The 16,660-nt window shown below is 69.9% G+C and carries 16 protein-coding genes; 7 read left to right on the top strand and 9 right to left on the bottom strand.

Translation table 11 applies throughout. The annotated features are described in order from the left end of the window. Positions 1-29: 29 nt before the first annotated feature. The 6 genes from murJ to trxA all read left to right on the top strand — a co-directional run bounded on the left by murJ (position 30) and on the right by trxA (position 7,257). Entirely contained in the window at positions 30-2,279 is a 2,250-nt protein-coding gene (murJ, locus tag ACYUD3_RS07525; RefSeq protein ID WP_470965605.1) for a murein biosynthesis integral membrane protein MurJ, read from the top strand. Positions 2,280-2,417: 138 nt separating this feature from the next. Next, positions 2,418-4,133, top strand: coding sequence for a protein kinase family protein (locus tag ACYUD3_RS07520; protein WP_470965602.1), 1,716 nt, complete (start codon positions 2,418-2,420; stop codon positions 4,131-4,133). Between the two features lie 26 nt (positions 4,134-4,159). Further along, positions 4,160-4,885: an RNA polymerase sigma factor SigM gene (gene sigM, locus ACYUD3_RS07515; RefSeq protein WP_470965599.1), complete on the top strand. Its 726-nt coding sequence runs from the start codon at positions 4,160-4,162 to the stop codon at positions 4,883-4,885. After that, entirely contained in the window at positions 4,882-5,772 is an 891-nt protein-coding gene (locus tag ACYUD3_RS07510; RefSeq protein WP_470965596.1) for an anti-sigma factor family protein, read from the top strand. Before sigM ends, ACYUD3_RS07510 begins: the two co-directional genes overlap by 4 nt. 148 nt (positions 5,773-5,920) lie before the next feature. Continuing rightward, a complete protein-coding gene (gene trxB, locus ACYUD3_RS07505) occupies positions 5,921-6,889 on the top strand; it encodes a thioredoxin-disulfide reductase (RefSeq protein WP_470965593.1) in 969 nt (322 codons plus the stop codon). A 41-nt stretch (positions 6,890-6,930) separates the two neighbouring features. Next, the gene (trxA, locus tag ACYUD3_RS07500; protein WP_470965590.1) at positions 6,931-7,257 is read left to right on the top strand and encodes a thioredoxin; all 327 of its coding nucleotides are present in this window, start codon (positions 6,931-6,933) and stop codon (positions 7,255-7,257) included. Positions 7,258-7,342: 85 nt separating this feature from the next. On the opposite strand, the gene ACYUD3_RS07495 is transcribed toward trxA, so the two are convergent. The 9 genes from ACYUD3_RS07495 to rpmH all read right to left on the bottom strand — a co-directional run bounded on the left by ACYUD3_RS07495 (position 7,343) and on the right by rpmH (position 14,325). Next, a complete protein-coding gene (locus ACYUD3_RS07495) occupies positions 7,343-7,960 on the bottom strand; it encodes a GNAT family N-acetyltransferase (RefSeq protein ID WP_470965587.1) in 618 nt (205 codons plus the stop codon). 319 nt (positions 7,961-8,279) lie between these two features. Further along, the gene (locus ACYUD3_RS07490) at positions 8,280-9,392 is read right to left on the bottom strand and encodes a ParB/RepB/Spo0J family partition protein (RefSeq protein WP_470965583.1); all 1,113 of its coding nucleotides are present in this window, start codon (positions 9,390-9,392) and stop codon (positions 8,280-8,282) included. Next, entirely contained in the window at positions 9,389-10,462 is a 1,074-nt protein-coding gene (locus ACYUD3_RS07485) for a ParA family protein (RefSeq protein WP_470965580.1), read from the bottom strand. Before ACYUD3_RS07485 ends, ACYUD3_RS07490 begins: the two co-directional genes overlap by 4 nt. 298 nt (positions 10,463-10,760) lie before the next feature. After that, positions 10,761-11,477, bottom strand: coding sequence for a 16S rRNA (guanine(527)-N(7))-methyltransferase RsmG (gene rsmG / locus ACYUD3_RS07480; protein WP_470965577.1), 717 nt, complete (start codon positions 11,475-11,477; stop codon positions 10,761-10,763). Positions 11,478-11,632: 155 nt separating this feature from the next. Beyond that, positions 11,633-12,142 (bottom strand): Jag family protein, encoded by a 510-nt coding sequence (locus ACYUD3_RS07475; RefSeq protein ID WP_470965574.1) that lies wholly within the window; start codon positions 12,140-12,142, stop codon positions 11,633-11,635. A gap of 15 nt (positions 12,143-12,157) precedes the next feature. Next, on the bottom strand, positions 12,158-13,441 hold the full coding sequence (yidC, locus tag ACYUD3_RS07470) for a membrane protein insertase YidC (RefSeq protein ID WP_470965571.1): 1,284 nt from the start codon (positions 13,439-13,441) through the stop codon (positions 12,158-12,160). Positions 13,442-13,444: 3 nt separating this feature from the next. Next, positions 13,445-13,798 carry a membrane protein insertion efficiency factor YidD gene (gene yidD, locus ACYUD3_RS07465; RefSeq protein ID WP_470965568.1) on the bottom strand — a complete coding sequence of 118 codons (354 nt, stop codon included), beginning with the start codon at positions 13,796-13,798 and terminating at the stop codon, positions 13,445-13,447. Further along, positions 13,795-14,166 (bottom strand): ribonuclease P protein component, encoded by a 372-nt coding sequence (rnpA, locus tag ACYUD3_RS07460; protein WP_470965565.1) that lies wholly within the window; start codon positions 14,164-14,166, stop codon positions 13,795-13,797. Before rnpA ends, yidD begins: the two co-directional genes overlap by 4 nt. A gap of 21 nt (positions 14,167-14,187) precedes the next feature. Further along, positions 14,188-14,325, bottom strand: coding sequence for a 50S ribosomal protein L34 (rpmH, locus tag ACYUD3_RS07455; protein WP_005482975.1), 138 nt, complete (start codon positions 14,323-14,325; stop codon positions 14,188-14,190). Positions 14,326-14,702: 377 nt separating this feature from the next. Here rpmH and dnaA point away from each other — a divergent pair, with 377 nt between their 5' ends. Continuing rightward, complete coding sequence (gene dnaA, locus ACYUD3_RS07450; protein ID WP_470965562.1) at positions 14,703-16,577, top strand: chromosomal replication initiator protein DnaA; 1,875 nt, start codon at positions 14,703-14,705, stop codon at positions 16,575-16,577. The last annotated feature ends 83 nt before the right edge of the window (positions 16,578-16,660 follow it).

The raw sequence follows: 16,660 nt of genomic DNA, 5'->3' as shown, positions 1-16,660 counted from the left end.
TGGGCCCGGGACGATGAGGTGGGGTAACCATGAACGCGCCGTACGACGGTGACCGCGGCCAGTCCGTGGGCGGCCCGGGCAACCCCGGCGGCCCGCCGCCCGAGCACGGCCAGGTGCCGCAGCAGCAGCCCGCGGACATGTATCTCCAGGACGCCTTCGACCAGGACCCCTACCGCGCGCAGGACCTGACCGCGCAGGACCCGGTCGCCGAGGCGCTCTACGACCGCGCCGCGCACCCCCCGCCCCCGCCGGGCAGCCAGACCCCGCTGTACGGGCAGCCGCAGCCCTCCGTCCCCGCCCCCGACCCGAACGTCTGGGCGAAGACCCCGGCGCCGGAGCCGGAGGGCCCCACGCAGTACCTGCCCTACGGCGACAACCCGCGCACCACCCAGTTCGTGGGCGTCGACGACCTCGTCACCCACTCCGCCGAGGAGTCCCCCGCGCCCGACGCCTTCGCGCACCTCTTCCGCGACCAGCAGCAGGGCGGCCCCCGCCCGGCCGGGGACGTCCCGCAGATGGCCGCGCCGCAGTTCCAGACACAGGCCCCGCTCGACGACCGCACGATGAACCTGGGCACCGCGACCATCGAGCCCCCCGAGCCGGCCCCCACCCCTACCCCCGCCGCCGCACCCGCTCCGGCGAAGAAGGGCGGCAAGGCGGCCGGGCTGCTGAAGTCCAGCGCGGTCATGGCGGCCGGCACGATGGTCTCCCGCCTCACCGGCTTCGTCCGCTCCGCGATGATCGTCTCCGCGCTCGGCGTCGGCATGCTCGGCGACACCTTCCAGGTCGCCTACCAGCTGCCGACGATGATCTACATCCTGACCGTCGGCGGCGGCCTCAACTCCGTCTTCGTCCCGCAGCTCGTGCGGGCCATGAAGGAGGACGAGGACGGCGGCGAGGCCTACGCCAACCGGCTGCTGACCCTCGTCATGGTCGCGCTCGGCGTGCTCACCGTCGCCGCGGTCTTCGGCGCGCCGCTCCTCATCCGCCTGCTGTCCGACTCCGTCGCGAGCGACCCGGCCGCCAACAACGTCGCCGTCACCTTCGTCCGCTACTTCCTGCCCTCGATCTTCTTCATGGGCGTCCACGTCGTGATGGGCCAGATCCTCAACGCGCGCGGCAAGTTCGGCGCGATGATGTGGACGCCGGTCCTGAACAACATCGTCATCATCGTCACGCTGGGCGCGTTCATCTGGGTCTACGGCTCCGCCGCCGACTCCGGCATGAAGGTCACGAACATCCCGCCGCAGGGCGAGCGCCTCCTCGGCGTCGGCATCCTGCTCGGCCTCGTCGTCCAGGCCCTGGCGATGATCCCCTACCTGCGCGAGACCGGCTTCCGGCTGCGGCCCCGCTTCGACTGGCGGGGCCACGGCCTCGGCAAGGCCGTCACCCTCGCCAAGTGGACGTTCCTGTTCGTCCTCGCCAACCAGGCGGGCGCGCTCGTCGTCTCCCAGCTGTCGACCTCGGCCGGCACCAGCTCGCCGGTCGACGGCACCGGCTTCGCCGCCTACGCCAACGCCCAGCTGATCTGGGGTCTGCCGCAGGCCATCATCACCGTCTCGCTGATGGCCGCGCTGCTGCCGCGCCTCGCGCGCTCGGCCGCCGAGGACGACGCCGGCGCGGTCCGCGACGACATCTCCCAGGGCCTGCGCACCACCGCCGTCGCCATCGTCCCGATCGCCTTCGGCTTCCTCGCCCTCGGCATCCCGATGTGCACGCTGATCTTCGGCTCCTCGGGCACCCGCTCGGCCACCAACATGGGCTTCATGCTGATGGCGTTCGGCCTCGGCCTGATCCCCTACTCGGTGCAGTACGTCGTCCTGCGCGCCTTCTACGCGTACGAGGACACCCGCACCCCCTTCTACAACACCGTCATCGTGGCCGCGGTCAACGCGGGCGCCTCGGCGGTCTGTTACTTCGTCCTCCCGGCCCGCTGGGCCGTGATCGGCATGGCCGGCGCCTACGGCCTTGCCTACGCGATCGGCGTCGGGGTGGCCTGGGCGCGGCTGCGCAAGCGGCTCGGCGGCGACCTCGACGGCGGGCGGGTGCTGCGCACGTACACCCGGCTGTGCCTGGCCTCGGTGCCGGCCGCGCTGGTCAGCGGGGCGGCCTGCTACGGCATCGCCCAGGTCCTCGGACAGGGCGTCGTGGGCTCGTTCTCCGCGCTGCTGGCCGGCGGAGTGATCCTGCTCGCGGTCTTCTATCTCGCGGCCCGCAGGATGCGGATCGAGGAGCTGAACTCCCTCGTCGGCATGGTCAGGGGACGGCTGGGCCGCTGAGCTAGAGGCAACCGCACAACCATCGTCCGCCGCCGTGTGTCGTGCATAGCGCCGGACTGTGGGCACAATTGGTTTCGGCGTCGGACTGCGCGCCTGATGGCCGGTCGGCGCGCAAGGGATGGGGAGGCAGGAACGACGGTGGCGGAACGGAGCACGGCTGCCGTCGACGTGGCAGCGAACAGCGGTGAACCACCGCTGACCGCAGAGGCGGACGAGTCCACGGCCGACGGCGTGGCCCAGAACCGGGAGCGGGACACGGACAGCGACGAGGCACAGGGGAGCGACGGGGCGGAGCGGCCCGGGAAGACCTCACCCCCGGAGCTGCACAGCGGCCACAAACTCGCCAGACGTTACCGCCTCGAAGAGTGCGTCACCCGTCTGGACGGATTCAGCAGTTGGCGCGCGGTCGACGAGAAACTGCGCCGCGCCGTCGGCGTCCACATCCTGCCCGCGGAGCACGCGCGGGCGCGTTCCGTGCTGGCCGCCGCCCGCTCGGCGGCGCTGCTCGGCGACCCGCGGTTCGTCCAGGTCCTGGACGCCGTCGAGGAGAACGACCTCGTCTACGTCGTCCACGAATGGCTGCCGGACGCCACGGAACTGACGACGCTTCTGGCCGCGGGCCCGCTGGAGCCGCACGACGCGTACCAGATGGTCAGCCAGCTGGCCGCCGCCATGGCCGCCGCGCACCGCGAGGGCCTGTCGCATCTGCGGCTGAACCCCAACGCGGTGCTGCGCACCTCCACGGGCCAGTGGCGCGTCCGGGGGCTGGCCGTGAACGCCGCGCTGCGCGGCATCACCTCCGACACCCCGCAGCGCGCCGACACCGAGGCGATCGGCGCCCTGCTGTACGCGGCGCTCACCCAGCGCTGGCCGTACGAGAACGACGCGCACGGCCTGTCCGGGCTGCCCAAGGGCGTCGGGCTGATCGCCCCCGACCAGGTCCGCGCCCATGTCCACCGGGGCCTGTCGGAGCTGGCGATGCGCGCGCTCGTCAACGACGGCGCGACCGCCTCGCGGCACGAGGCGCCCTGCACGACGCCGGAGGAGCTGGTCAAGGCGATCGGCGAGATGCCCCGCATCCGCCCGCCGGAGCCGGTGTTCACCGCCCCGCCGGAGTACCAGCGCACCACCTACCAGCAGGGCACCTACGGCCGCCCGGCCCCGCACCCGGGCATCACCCAGCCGGTGCCCACCCCGCCGCCCCCGCTCCAGAGCCGTACCGGCAAGGCCCTGAAGTGGGCGGTCTCCGCCCTCCTCATCGCCGCCCTCGGCCTCGGCAGCTGGCAGCTGGCGGACGTGCTGATGGACAAGAGCGGCTCCGACAGCAGCCCGTCGCAGAGCTCGGACGACGGCGACAAGCCGAGCGCCTCGCCGAAGCCCGCCAAGACTCTGACGATCCACGACGCGGCCGAGTATGTCGTCAAGGGCGACGCCCAGCACCCGGGCGACGTCGACAAGACCTACGACAACGACAGCTCGACGTACTGGCGGACCTCCAGCTTCATCGGCGGCCCTGTCCTCGCCCCCTACAAGCCGGGCGTCGGCATCGTCTACGACCTCGGTTCCGCCCAGGAGATCTCCGCGGCGACCATAGGGCTCTACTACAGCGGCGACCACACGACGGTGAACCTGTACGCCGCCGATTCCCTGCGCCCGTCCGCAAGCGCGCTGTCGTCGATGCAGAAGATCGGCACCGTCACGACGAACGGCACCACCGCCACCGTTCAGGTCACCAAGCAGGTGAAGACACAGTATGTTCTCGTCTGGCTCACAGCCCTGCCCAAGGCACCGAGCGACGCCTACAGCAACGCCGGGTACAAGCAGGCCATAACGGATGTGAAGTTCACGGGCTGACGGCTCACCGGAAGGGGAGGAGGCCGATGGCGGAAGGCGCCGGGTACGACGGGACGAGCGATCAGGACCTCCTCGCCCGTCATGTGAAAGGCGATCCCGACGCCTTCGGTGAGCTGGTGCGGCGCCACCGTGACCGGCTCTGGGCCGTCGCGCTGCGCACGCTGGGGGACCGGGAGGAGGCCGCGGACGCCGTGCAGGACGCGCTGGTCTCCGCCTACCGGGCCGCGCACACCTTCCGGGGCCAGTCCGCGGTGACGACCTGGCTGCACCGCATCACCGTCAACGCCTGCCTCGACCGGGCCCGCAAAGCCGCCTCCCGCCGGACCTCCCCGGTCGACGACACCGAGCGCCTCGAACAGCTACTGGAACCGCATGAATCGGCCTCGGCGCCCGTCGAGCGCGGCGATGTGAACCGCCAGCTCCTCGAAGCGCTCGGCACCCTCCCGCACGACCAGCGCGCCGCCCTCGTCCTGGTGGACATGCAGGGCTACCCCGTCGCCGAGGCCGCGAAAGTCCTCGACGTCCCCACCGGCACCGTCAAGAGCCGCTGCGCCCGGGGCCGGGCCAGACTCCTCCCCCTCCTCACCCATCTGCGGCCGGAAAACACCGGCGACGAGAAGGAACCGGACGGGAGACGGAACCGGGTGCCACGCACATCCGTCCCACCCGCAGCGGAACCTTGCACGAAGGAGCCGGACGGAGCCGGCACAGGCGATTCAGCAGCTGCGAAGGGCGGAGGTGGACGAGCGTGACATCGACGACGGACACGGCCGGGCACCCGGACGTCGCTGAGATCTCCGACCTCACCGAGGGCCTCCTCCCCCCTGCCCGCAGCGCGGACCTGCGCCGGCACCTGGAGAGCTGCGCCCCTTGCACCGATGTCCACGCCTCCCTGGAGGAGATCCGCGACCTCCTGGGCGAGTTCGGCGACCTCCCGGAGCCCGAGCCGATGCCGGACGACATCGTCGCGCGCATCGACGCGGCGCTGGCGAGGGAGGCTCTGGAGTTCACGACGCCCGCCGGTGTTTCACGTGAAACAGACGCGGCTTCGCAAGCAACCGGTGTTTCACGTGAAACACCGGTCTACGACCGCCCCGCCGGCTACGCCCGCAGCTCCACCACCGGCCCCGGCCGCAAGGAGAAGGGCAAGGACCGCCCCCGCTCCCGCCGCCGCACAGCAGCCCTCGTAGGCGTCTTCACGGCCGCCGCCGTAGGCCTCGGCTCGGTTCTCCTCACCTCTCTGGGCGGCGGCAGCGGCAACACGGCGGGCAACCCGCCCAGCACCGCCGTCGACACCATCTCCAGGAGCACCCTGCACACGGACGTCACCGCGCTCATCCCGAAGAGCCAGACGTCCCGCACCCCGCACGCGGACGTCGGCATCCAGGGCGGCGCGGAGACCCCCCGGGTGCTCCAGGAGCCGAACGTGCCGACCTGCGTCCAGCAGGGCATCGCGCGCACGGACACCGCGCTCGCCGCGAAGGAAGAGGTCTACGACGGGAAGGACGTCCTCCTCGTCCTCTTCGTCGACACCGGCGACAGCAGCCGCGTGGACGCCTATGTCGTCGACACAGCCTGTGTGCAGCACCCTTCGACCCGGGCGACCGTCCTTCTCAAGGGCACCTACGCCCGCCCCTGAGCGACCGCCTCCCTGCCCCCCTCACCGGCCCCCTTCGTGTGCCCGGACACACCGGGAATGCACGCCCCTTAATATCCGTTGGGTGGGGTGAGAGTTCCCAGAGGCTCCCCCGGTCGAATGACGCAGACCAGAGACGAGGAATCCAGCCGTGAGCGACGTCCGTAACGTGATCATCATCGGCTCCGGGCCCGCCGGCTACACGGCGGCCCTGTACACCGCGCGCGCGTCGCTGAAGCCGCTGGTGTTCGAAGGCGCCGTCACCGCGGGCGGCGCCCTGATGAACACCACCGATGTGGAGAACTTCCCGGGCTTCCGCGACGGCATCATGGGCCCCGACCTGATGGACAACATGCGGGCCCAGGCCGAGCGCTTCGGCGCGGAGCTGATCCCCGACGACATCGTCTCCGTCGACCTCACCGGTGAGATCAAGACCGTCACCGACACCGCGGGCACCGTCCACCGGGCGAAGGCCGTCATCGTGACGACCGGCTCCCAGCACCGCAAGCTCGGTCTGCCGAACGAGGACGCGCTCTCCGGCCGCGGTGTCTCCTGGTGTGCCACCTGCGACGGGTTCTTCTTCAAGGACCAGGACATCGCCGTCATCGGCGGCGGTGACACCGCGATGGAGGAGGCCACGTTCCTCTCCCGGTTCGCCAAGTCCGTGACGATCGTCCACCGCCGTGACTCCCTGCGCGCCTCCAAGGCGATGCAGGAGCGCGCCTTCGCCGACCCGAAGATCAAGTTCGTGTGGGACAGCGAGGTCGCCGAGGTCCAGGGCGAGCAGAAGCTGGCCGGTCTCAAGCTGCGCAACCTCAAGACCGGCGAGCTCTCCGACCTCCCGGTGACCGGCCTCTTCATCGCGATCGGCCACGACCCGCGTACGGAGCTCTTCAAGGGCCAGCTCGACCTGGACGAGGAGGGCTACCTGAAGGTCGCCGCGCCCTCCACCCGGACCAATGTGACCGGTGTCTTCGCAGCCGGTGACGTCGTCGACCACACCTACCGCCAGGCGATCACCGCCGCCGGCACCGGCTGCTCCTCGGCGCTCGACGCCGAGCGCTTCCTCGCCCACCTCGCGGACGAGGAGCAGGCCGCCCCGGAGAAGACCGCCGTCTGATCCTCCCTCTCCTCCCCTTACCGATTTAAGGAGCGCCCGCCGTGGCCCTGAAGCATGTGACCGACGCCGACTTCGACGAGGTCGTCCTCAAGAGCGAGAAGCCTGTCCTGGTGGACTTCTGGGCCGAGTGGTGTGGCCCCTGCCGCCAGATCGCCCCGTCGCTGGAGGCGATCGCCGCCGAGCACGGCGAGAAGATCGAGATCGTCAAGCTCAACATCGACGAGAACCCCGGCACCGCCGCCCGCTACGGCGTCATGTCGATCCCGACGCTGAACGTCTACCAGGGCGGCGAGGTCGCCAAGACCATCGTCGGCGCCAAGCCGAAGGCCGCGCTCGTCCGCGACCTTGAGGACTACATCGCCGAGTAAGGCGCTGCCGAGTGAGGCACTGTTTCACGTGAAACATGAGAAAGGGCCGCTCCTCCTAGAGGGGCGGCCCTTTCTCATGGGGCCCTCATAGAGGCCGAAGCGCCGGCTCCTTCTGTACCGCCCCCAGCAGCCGATCCAACGCCAGCTCCACGTCCTCCTTCCAGGACAGCGTCGTCCGCAGCTCCAGCCGCAGCCGGGGGTGGACGGGGTGCGGGCGGACGGTCTTGAAGCCGACGGCGAGGAGATGTTCGGCGGGGAGCAGACATGCCGGCTCGCTCCAGCGGGCGTCGCCGAAGGCCTCGATCGCCCTGAAGCCCCGCCGCAGCAGATCCTTCGCGACCGTCTGGACCATCACCCGGCCCAGCCCCTGCCCCTGGTACCCGGGCAGGACGGCCCCGGTCATCAGCTGCACCGAGTCCGAGGAGACCGGGCTGGTGGGGAACGCCGTCGCGCGGGGGACGTAGGCGGGCGGCGCGTAGAGCACGAAGCCGACAGGCGTCTCATCGACGTAGACGACCCGGCCGCAGGAGCCCCAGTCGAGCAGAACGGCGGAGATCCAGGATTCCTTCTCCGCCTCGGCGGTCCCGGCCTTTACCGCGGTTTCCCCGCTGACGGGGTCCAGCTCCCAGAAGACACAGGAGCGGCAGCGCTGGGGGAGGTCTTGAAGATTGTCCAGCGTGAGCGGTACGAGCCGACGCCCCATGAAGGCTGTTCCTCGCTTCCTACGCCCGCGGCGTCGCGAGCGGCTGCCAGACGCGTCCGTCCTCTGAGCAGACTGCCGACGAACCCGCCGACCGCGCCCAGCCCGAGGCCCGCGCTCACCAGTCCGGTCCGGCTCATCGTTCGCATGGCCCCTGTCCCTCCCCCTCAGAGGTGCTGCCAGGTGGATGCGCCATACCCGCTCGCATCGTATCGATGAAGCGATTGCCCCGACACCGGAGGAAAGCAAAGAGCGGGCCGTGTCCGGCGTACACCGGAACGGCCCGCTCAAGGCACCCGACAGCTCCCCGTCGGCCGGAGGATCAGTCCCCCGATTCCTCGCTCTCGCCCTCCACGGCCCCCTTGGGCAGAACAGGGCCCTCACCGGGGGCGAGGGAGCCGAGGATGCGCTCCAGATCGTCCATCGAGGCGAACTCGACGGTGATCTTCCCCTTCTTCTGCCCGAGGTCGACCTTCACCCGCGTCTCGAAGCGGTCCGAGAGCCGGGTCGCCAGCTCGGACAGCGCCGGGGAGACCCGGGCACCGGCACGCGGCCCCTTGGACTTCTGGGCGGTCCCCGGGTGGGACCCCATGAGGGTCACGATCTCCTCGACCGCCCGCACCGACAGCCCCTCGGCGACGATGCGATGGGCGAGCCGGTCCTGCTCCTCCGAGTCCTCCACCGAGAGCAGCGCCCGGGCATGACCGGCGGAGAGCACTCCGGCGGCGACCCGGCGCTGAACGGCCGGAGAGAGCTTCAGCAGCCGCAGGGTGTTGGAGACCTGCGGACGCGACCGGCCGATCCGGTCCGCCAGCTGGTCATGCGTGCAGTTGAAGTCCTTCAGCAACTGGTCGTAGGCCGCGGCCTCTTCCAGCGGGTTCAGCTGCGCGCGGTGCAGGTTCTCCAGCAGCGCGTCCAGGAGCAGCTTCTCGTCGTCCGTGGCCCGGACGATCGCGGGGATCGCCTCAAGCCCCGCCTCCCGGCAGGCCCGCCAGCGCCGCTCACCCATGATCAGCTCATAGCGGGCCGGACCCAACTGCCGTACGACGACCGGCTGGAGAAGACCGACCTCCTTGATGGAGGTGATCAGCTCATGCAGGGCGTCCTCGTCGAAGACCTCTCGGGGCTGACGCGGGTTGGGCTTGATGTCGTCGAGCGGGATCTCCGCGAAGTGCGCGCCGATCGGCGGCGCCGGATGTTCGGGAGCCTGTTCCGTTGTTTCACGTGAAACAGCGAAGGCGTCCGAGGACACCGGGGCCGGCAGGGTGGTGACCTTCGCCGCGGCCACTCCCCGGTCGGTCGCCAGCAGCGGGACCGCCGCAGGAGACGCGGAGCCCGCGCCGCCCAAGGCGGCCTGCGCCGGAGTCTTCTCTGTAGGGGCCGCGGGGATCAGTGCGCCTAGTCCACGTCCCAGTCCCCTTCGTCGTTCACTCATTGAATCCCCTCCACCATGTTCCGATTGCTCTGTGCGCCGATATGGGCCTGCGTCGGGTCGTAGCTGATACCGACGCCCTTCAACGCGATCTCTCGTGCCGCCTCAAAATAGGAGAGGGCGCCGCTCGATCCGGGATCGTAGGTCAGCACCGTCTGCCCATAGCTCGGTGCCTCGGAGATACGGACCGAGCGGGGGATGCTCGTCCGCAGCACCTCGTCACCGAAGTGGGTGCGCACCTCTTCGGCGACCTGGGACGCCAGGCGGGTCCGGCCGTCGTACATGGTGAGCAGAATGGTCGACACATGCAGTCCGGGGTTGAGGTGCCCCCGTACCAGGTCGACGTTGCGCAGGAGTTGGCCCAGGCCCTCCAGGGCGTAGTACTCGCACTGGATCGGGATGAGGACCTCTTCGCCGGCCACCATGGCGTTGACCGTCAGGAGGCCCAGCGAGGGCGGGCAGTCGATCAGGACGTAGTCCAGCGGCTGCTCGTAGGACTGGAGCGCGCGCTGGAGCCGGCTCTCCCGGGCCACCAGGGAGACCAACTCGATCTCGGCGCCCGCGAGATCGATCGTGGCGGGGGCGCAGAAGAGGCCCTCGACATCGGGGACAGGCTGGACGACTTCCGAAAGGGGCCTGCTGTCGATCAGGACGTCGTAGATGGACGGCACCTCGGCATGGTGGTCGATACCGAGGGCGGTCGAGGCGTTTCCCTGCGGGTCAAGGTCGACCACCAGGACGCGTGCGCCGTGCAAGGCAAGGGACGCGGCCAGGTTGACGGTGGTCGTCGTTTTCCCCACGCCGCCCTTCTGGTTGGCGACGATGATGACGCGGGTCTGCTCGGGTCGGGGCAAGCCCTCACCGGCACGGCCCAGCGCCTCTACCGCCAGTTGGGCAGCACGACCGATCGGGGTGTCGTCCATCGGGGGCGGTGTTTCACGTGAAACATCATCCCCCAACGGCTCGGTACGGGGACCGGGGACCGGATCGGTCATCGGTCCCGCGATGTTGGCGTCGGACCGCAAGGATTCACTCTCCTCGACTTCAGGCTCGCGATGAACAGAGCCTCCCATGTCTCCGGGGTCATGAACCAGTGAGGCCTGGTCTTCTGTGGAGAAATCCACCTCTGTGGACAACTCCGTTCCCTCATCGAGTGAACCGAGAGGCTTACGGTCGCGGGGTTCGGCCGCAGCGCGGCCCCGGCCAATGATGCCGTGCAGCAGTGAGCGACGTTTCACGTGAAACAAGATGCCGAGTGCCGCCCGCCGATTTGCCGCGACACTCCGTCATATCCAGGTATGAGTCGCTTCCGAGGCGCCGGCGCCTCCCCTTGGAAACACCGGCCCCCTCCTCAAGAAGCCCCAAGAAGCGTCAGCGCCGCCTCCGCACCCGCCCCGCTCGCGCCGCCTTGGCCCGCTTCGCGGCGAACCTCACGCCGCCCGGACTCTCACCGACCTCCACCCGCACCACCGTCGACAGCGGATCGACGATCCCCTCACCGACATGAAGGATCGACGTCTCGACCGCCCCGAGCTTGGCCAGCGCGGTCGCCGCGCTCTTCAGCTCCTCCTCCGCGGTGTCGCCCTTGAGCGCGAGCATCTCGCCGTAGGGCCGCAGCAGCGGGATGCCCCAGGTGGCGAGGCGGTCGAGGGGGGCGACGGCACGGGCGGTGACGACATGGACGGGCTGGAGCTGGCCCATGACCTCCTCCGCACGGCCGCGCACGACGGTCACATGGTCGAGGCCGAGCAGCTCGACGACCTCGCTGAGGAAGTTGGTGCGCCGCAGCAGCGGCTCCAACAGGGTGATCTTGAGGTCGTCCCGGACCAGCGCCAGCGGAATGCCGGGCAGCCCGGCGCCGGAGCCGACGTCGCACACGGTCACATCCTCGGGCACGGCCTCGGAGAGCACCGCACAGTTCAGCAGATGCCGTTCCCACAGCCGGGGTACCTCCCGGGGCCCGATGAGACCGCGCTGCACACCCGCCTCGGCCAGCAGCTCGGCGTACCGGACCGCATCGGCGAAGCGATCGCCGAACACCTCGCGGGCTTCCTCGGGCGCAGGGGGGAGTTCCGCTGCCTCCGTCACGGGGACCGTCCTTCCGTACCGCACCGGCGCGCCTCGCGCCGGCCACCGAAACCACCAGGCTGACAAAAGACCGGCCCCGTCTGCACCAGCAGGACAGACGGGGCCGGGAAACACGCTGACTCTATCGGCGTACCGAATTCATCGGCGTACCGGATTCAGAGGGGAAGCACGACGACGAAGCGCTGCGGCTCCTCGCCCTCGGACTCGCTGCGCAGACCGGCCGTCTTGACCGCGTCATGGACGACCTTGCGCTCGAAGGGCGTCATCGGCTTCAGCTTGACCGGCTCACCGGAGTTCTTCGCGTCCGCCGCGGCCTTGGCGCCCAGCTCGGACAGCTCGGTGCGCTTCTGGGCGCGGTAGCCCGCGATGTCCAGCATCAGCCGGCTGCGGTCACCGGTCTCCCGGTGCACGGCCAGCCGCGTCAGCTCCTGGAGCGCCTCCAGCACCTCGCCGTCCCGGCCGACCAGCTTCTGCAAGTCGCGGGCGCTCACGTCGCTGATGATCGACACCGACGCCCGGTCGGCCTCGACGTCCATGTCGATGTCGCCGTCGAGATCGGCGATGTCCAGCAGACCTTCGAGGTAGTCCGCCGCGATCTCGCCCTCCTGCTCCAGGCGGGTCAGGGCGTCTGCACCCTCGGCGGAGGAGGTGGTGCCTTCCGTCACGGGATGGGCTCCTTCTTACTTCTTGGACGGGGACTTGGGGCGCTGCGGGCCGCCCTTGCGCTGCCCGGACTGGGCCTTGCTGCGGCCGGCGCCGGGCTTGGGGCCGGCCTTGGCCTCGCCGGACTTGCTCAGCGACGTCGGAGCGGCGGTCGCACCGGACGGCTCAGCGGGCTCGGATGCCTCGGACGAGTCCGCCGAGGACGTACCGGACGCGCCGGAGGACTGCCGCTGCGACTTGGTCTGCCGCTTGGGCTGCTGCCGCTTGGGCGCGCCGCCGGGCGTACCGTCCTCGGCCTCCAGGACCTGGACGTCGCTCTTGCCGACGCTGCCGTCGGTCTGCGCGGCGAGGCCGGCCTTGCTCAGGCTGTTGATGAACTTGCGCTCGGCGTCGTTGCGGTCGCGGCCCTTGGCGACGATCGCCTTGACGATGGCCTTCTCGCCGCGCGAGCGGACCTTGCCGTGGTGCGTGGCGTGCTTGGCCAGCCGCTCCAGGTGGGCGGCCTGCGCCTTGGAACCCGGGGTCGGGTTGTTGCGGATGACGTACATCTGCTGGCCCATGGTCCACACGTTGGTGGTCAGCCAGTAGACGAGGACACCGACGGGGAAGTTGATGCCGAAGACGGCGAACATGACGGGGAAGACGTACATCAGCATCTTCTGCTGCTGCATGAACGGGGTCTTCACCGTGGTGTCGACGTTCTTCGTCATCAGCTGGCGCTGGGTGAAGAACTGGGACGCCGACATCAGGACGATCATGATCGCGGTGACGACCCGGACGTCCGTGAGGTGGGCGCCGAGGGCCTCGACCTTGGAGGCGCTGTCGGTGAACTTCACCGCGAGCGGGGCACCGAAGATGTGCGCCTTCTGCGCGCTCTCCAGCAGACCCTGGTTGATGACACCGATGGTCTTGCCCGAGGCGATACCGCTGAGGACGTGGTAGAGGGCGAAGAAGAACGGCGACTGGGCGAGGATCGGAAGGCACGAGGACAGCGGGTTGGTACCCGTGTCCTTGTACAGCTTCATCATTTCCTCGGACTGGCGCTGCTTGTCGTTCTTGTAGCGCTCCTGGATCTTCTTCATCTCCGGCTGGAGCGTCTGCATCGCGCGCGTCGCCTTGATCTGCTTCACGAAGAGCGGGATCAGGCAGATCCGGATGAGGATCACCAAAGACACGATCGACAGGCCCCAGGCCCACCCGGTGTCAGGGCCGAAAATGGCCCCGTACACCTTGTGGAACTGGACGATGACCCAGGACACAGGTGTCGTGATGAAGCTGAACAGGCTGGCAATCGTGTCCACTAATCATGCTCCTTGGGCATGGGACGGGGGCTCTGCGGCCGGGCCCGAAGGACGTTCGCCTTCGGTGGCCGGGTCGGCGGCGGAGGTCCCGCCCCTGCGCGTACGCCAGGCGTCGCGCAGCATCTCGTGCCACCGCGGCCGTTTGCGCGGGGGCACGTGGTCCACACCGCCCAGGGACCACGGGTTGCAGCGCAGGATGCGCCAGGCGGTGAGCGCCGTTCCCTTGATCGCGCCGTGCCGGTCGATGGCCGTGTAGCCGTAGTGGGAGCACGACGGGTAGTACTTGCACACCGGCCCGAGCAGCGGACTGATCGTCCACTGGTACAGCTTGATCAGGGCCAGCAGCGGGTACTTCATCGCGCGCCCCCTCCCAGCAGCCGCGAAAGGGCGGCGTCGAGGTCTTGGGCCAGTTGTCCATGAGCGGCGTCACCCGAACCGGGCAGCGCTCGTACGACTACCAGGCTACCGGGGGGCAGCAGCCCGATCCGCTCGCGCATCAGGTGGCGGAGTCTGCGTTTCACCGTGTTGCGGACGACGGCGTTGCCGACGGCCTTGCTCACGACGAAACCCGCACGTGCCGGGGGAGCGCTCTCCCCAGGCGCGTGCGGGTCCGTGGTACCGCTACGAAGATGGACGACGAGGGTCGGGCGGCCGGCCCGGCGGCCTCGCCGTACCGCGGTCGCGAAGTCCTCGCGCCGCCTCAGCCGGTTCTCGGTGGGCAGCACGACGGCATGACCTGACCGGGATCAGGCGGACAGGCTCGCGCGGCCCTTGCTGCGGCGGTTCGCCAGGATCGCGCGGCCGGCGCGGGTCCGCATCCGCAGGCGGAAGCCGTGGGTCTTGGCACGACGGCGGTTGTTCGGCTGGAAGGTGCGCTTGCTCACTCGGGGGCTCCAGAAATCAAATCGGGGGCGGCGGGTGCCGTCCTGGCTGTCACCGTGCGCCCACGAGTAGCTCCTCGTTACGCCCGAGTGCACCGCTTCCCGATCACCTGACGCGATCTGTGCCCATCGGAGGCAGGCGGCAGCAGCCATCGACAACTCGACCTGGTTACGGTACGCGGGGCTGCGCCGTCCGGTCAAACCAGGGGTCGAGGGGGGACACTGTCCACAGGCTGGGGACAACAACTTGAACCGCACCCCACGCGCTGACTACCGTGGCCGGACTCCGATTCGTTCCCATGTCCCCCGGCCCATCCGATTTAGATCCCGATCCGTCCCGCAGATCACACGATCGTGGGACCAGCGAGAGAGCGTGCCCTGTGGCTGACGTACCTGCCGATCTTGCCGCAGTGTGGCCGCGAGTACTGGAGCAGCTCCTGGGTGAGGGACGCGGAGCCGGGGTCGAGGTCAAGGACGAGCGCTGGCTGCGCCGCACCCAGCCGCTCGCCCTGGTCGCCGACACCGCGCTGCTCGCGGTGCCGAACGAATTCGCCAAGAACGTCCTGGAGGGCCGGCTCGCCCCCATCGTCAGCGAGTCCCTCAGCCGCGAGTGCGGGCGCCCGATCCGCATCGCGATCACCGTCGACGAGTCCGCCGGCGAGCCCCCGCCCGCCCCGGCCCCCCGCTACGAGGAGCCCGAGCCGCCGTCGTACGACACGTACGAGACCCCCAAGAGCTACGACGGCCCGCAGTACGACCGCTACGACGGCTACGGGCGCCACCGCGCCGAACCCCCCAAGCAGCAGCCGGGCCCCGAGCTGCCGAGCGCGCGCCCGGCCTACCCGGCGGAGTACCAGCGCCCCGAGCCCGGCGCCTGGCCGCGCAGCGGCCCGCAGGACGACTACGGCTGGCAGCAGCAGCGCCTCGGCTTCCCCGAGCGCGACCCGTACGCGTCCCCGCCCCAGCAGCAGGACCCGTACGCCCAGGACACCCCCTACGGCCAGGACTCCTACGGCTCCCAGGGCCCGCGTCCGGACACCTACGGCGCGCCGCGCGACGACTACCGTCCCAAGCCCCAGGAACGCCCTTCCTACGACGGCCCGCAGCGCCCCGACTACGACCAGCGCGACCCCGTCCGCCGTGAGCTGCCCGAGCCCGCGCACCGCCCGCCGGGCGGCCCCTCGGGGGGGTCCGCGGCGCCCGGCGGCGGCCCCGGTGAGCCGACCGCGCGGCTGAACCCGAAGTACCTCTTCGACACGTTCGTCATCGGCGCCTCCAACCGCTTCGCGCACGCCGCCGCGGTCGCGGTCGCCGAGGCCCCGGCGAAGGCGTACAACCCGCTGTTCATCTACGGCGAGTCCGGGCTCGGCAAGACGCACCTGCTGCACGCGATCGGGCACTACGCGCGCAGCCTCTACCCGGGCACGCGGGTGCGGTACGTCAGCTCGGAGGAGTTCACCAACGAGTTCATCAACTCCATCCGCGACGGCAAGGGCGACAGCTTCCGCAAGCGGTACCGCGAGATGGACATCCTGCTCGTCGACGACATCCAGTTCCTCGCGGACAAAGAGTCGACGCAGGAGGAGTTCTTCCACACCTTCAACACCCTGCACAACGCCAACAAGCAGATCGTGCTCTCCTCCGACCGGCCGCCGAAGCAGCTGGTCACGCTGGAGGACCGGCTGCGCAACCGGTTCGAGTGGGGACTGATCACCGACGTGCAGCCGCCGGAGCTGGAGACCAGGATCGCGATCCTGCGCAAGAAGGCGGTCCAGGAGCAGCTCAACGCCCCGCCGGAGGTCCTGGAGTTCATCGCCTCCCGCATCTCGCGCAACATCCGCGAGCTGGAGGGCGCCCTGATCCGGGTGACGGCGTTCGCCTCCCTCAACCGCCAGCCGGTCGACCTGGGCCTGACGGAGATCGTCCTCAAGGACCTCATCCCCGGCGGCGAGGACTCCGCCCCGGAGATCACCTCCACGGCCATCATGAGCGCCACCGCGGACTACTTCGGCCTGACCGTCGAGGACCTCTGCGGCACCTCACGCGGCCGGGCCCTGGTGACGGCCCGGCAGATCGCCATGTACCTGTGCCGCGAGCTGACCGACCTCTCCCTGCCCAAGATCGGCGCCCTGTTCGGCGGCCGTGACCACACCACGGTCATGCACGCCGACCGCAAGATCCGCAACCTCATGGCGGAACGCCGCTCGATCTACAACCAGGTCACCGAACTGACCAACCGCATCAAGGCCGGCTGACCCGGCGAAAGCCCCTCCGTACGACGTCCAGGGCGCCCTGGGGACACGCTCCCGGGGCGCCTTTTCGTGTCCGCTCCCGGGTC

The organism is Streptomyces sp. AMJ-169 (assembly GCF_055597585.1).
This window is presented reverse-complemented; position numbering and strand designations above follow the sequence as displayed.

Coding starts and splice junctions, on each gene's coding strand:
- murJ (WP_470965605.1), top strand. CDS start 30: ATGAACGCGCCGTACGACGGTGACCGCGGCCAGTCCGTGGGCGGCCCG.
- sigM (WP_470965599.1), top strand. CDS start 4,160: ATGGCGGAAGGCGCCGGGTACGACGGGACGAGCGATCAGGACCTCCTC.
- ACYUD3_RS07495 (WP_470965587.1), bottom strand. CDS start 7,960: ATGGGGCGTCGGCTCGTACCGCTCACGCTGGACAATCTTCAAGACCTC.
- ACYUD3_RS07490 (WP_470965583.1), bottom strand. CDS start 9,392: ATGAGTGAACGACGAAGGGGACTGGGACGTGGACTAGGCGCACTGATC.
- ACYUD3_RS07485 (WP_470965580.1), bottom strand. CDS start 10,462: ATGGGAGGCTCTGTTCATCGCGAGCCTGAAGTCGAGGAGAGTGAATCC.
- yidD (WP_470965568.1), bottom strand. CDS start 13,798: ATGAAGTACCCGCTGCTGGCCCTGATCAAGCTGTACCAGTGGACGATC.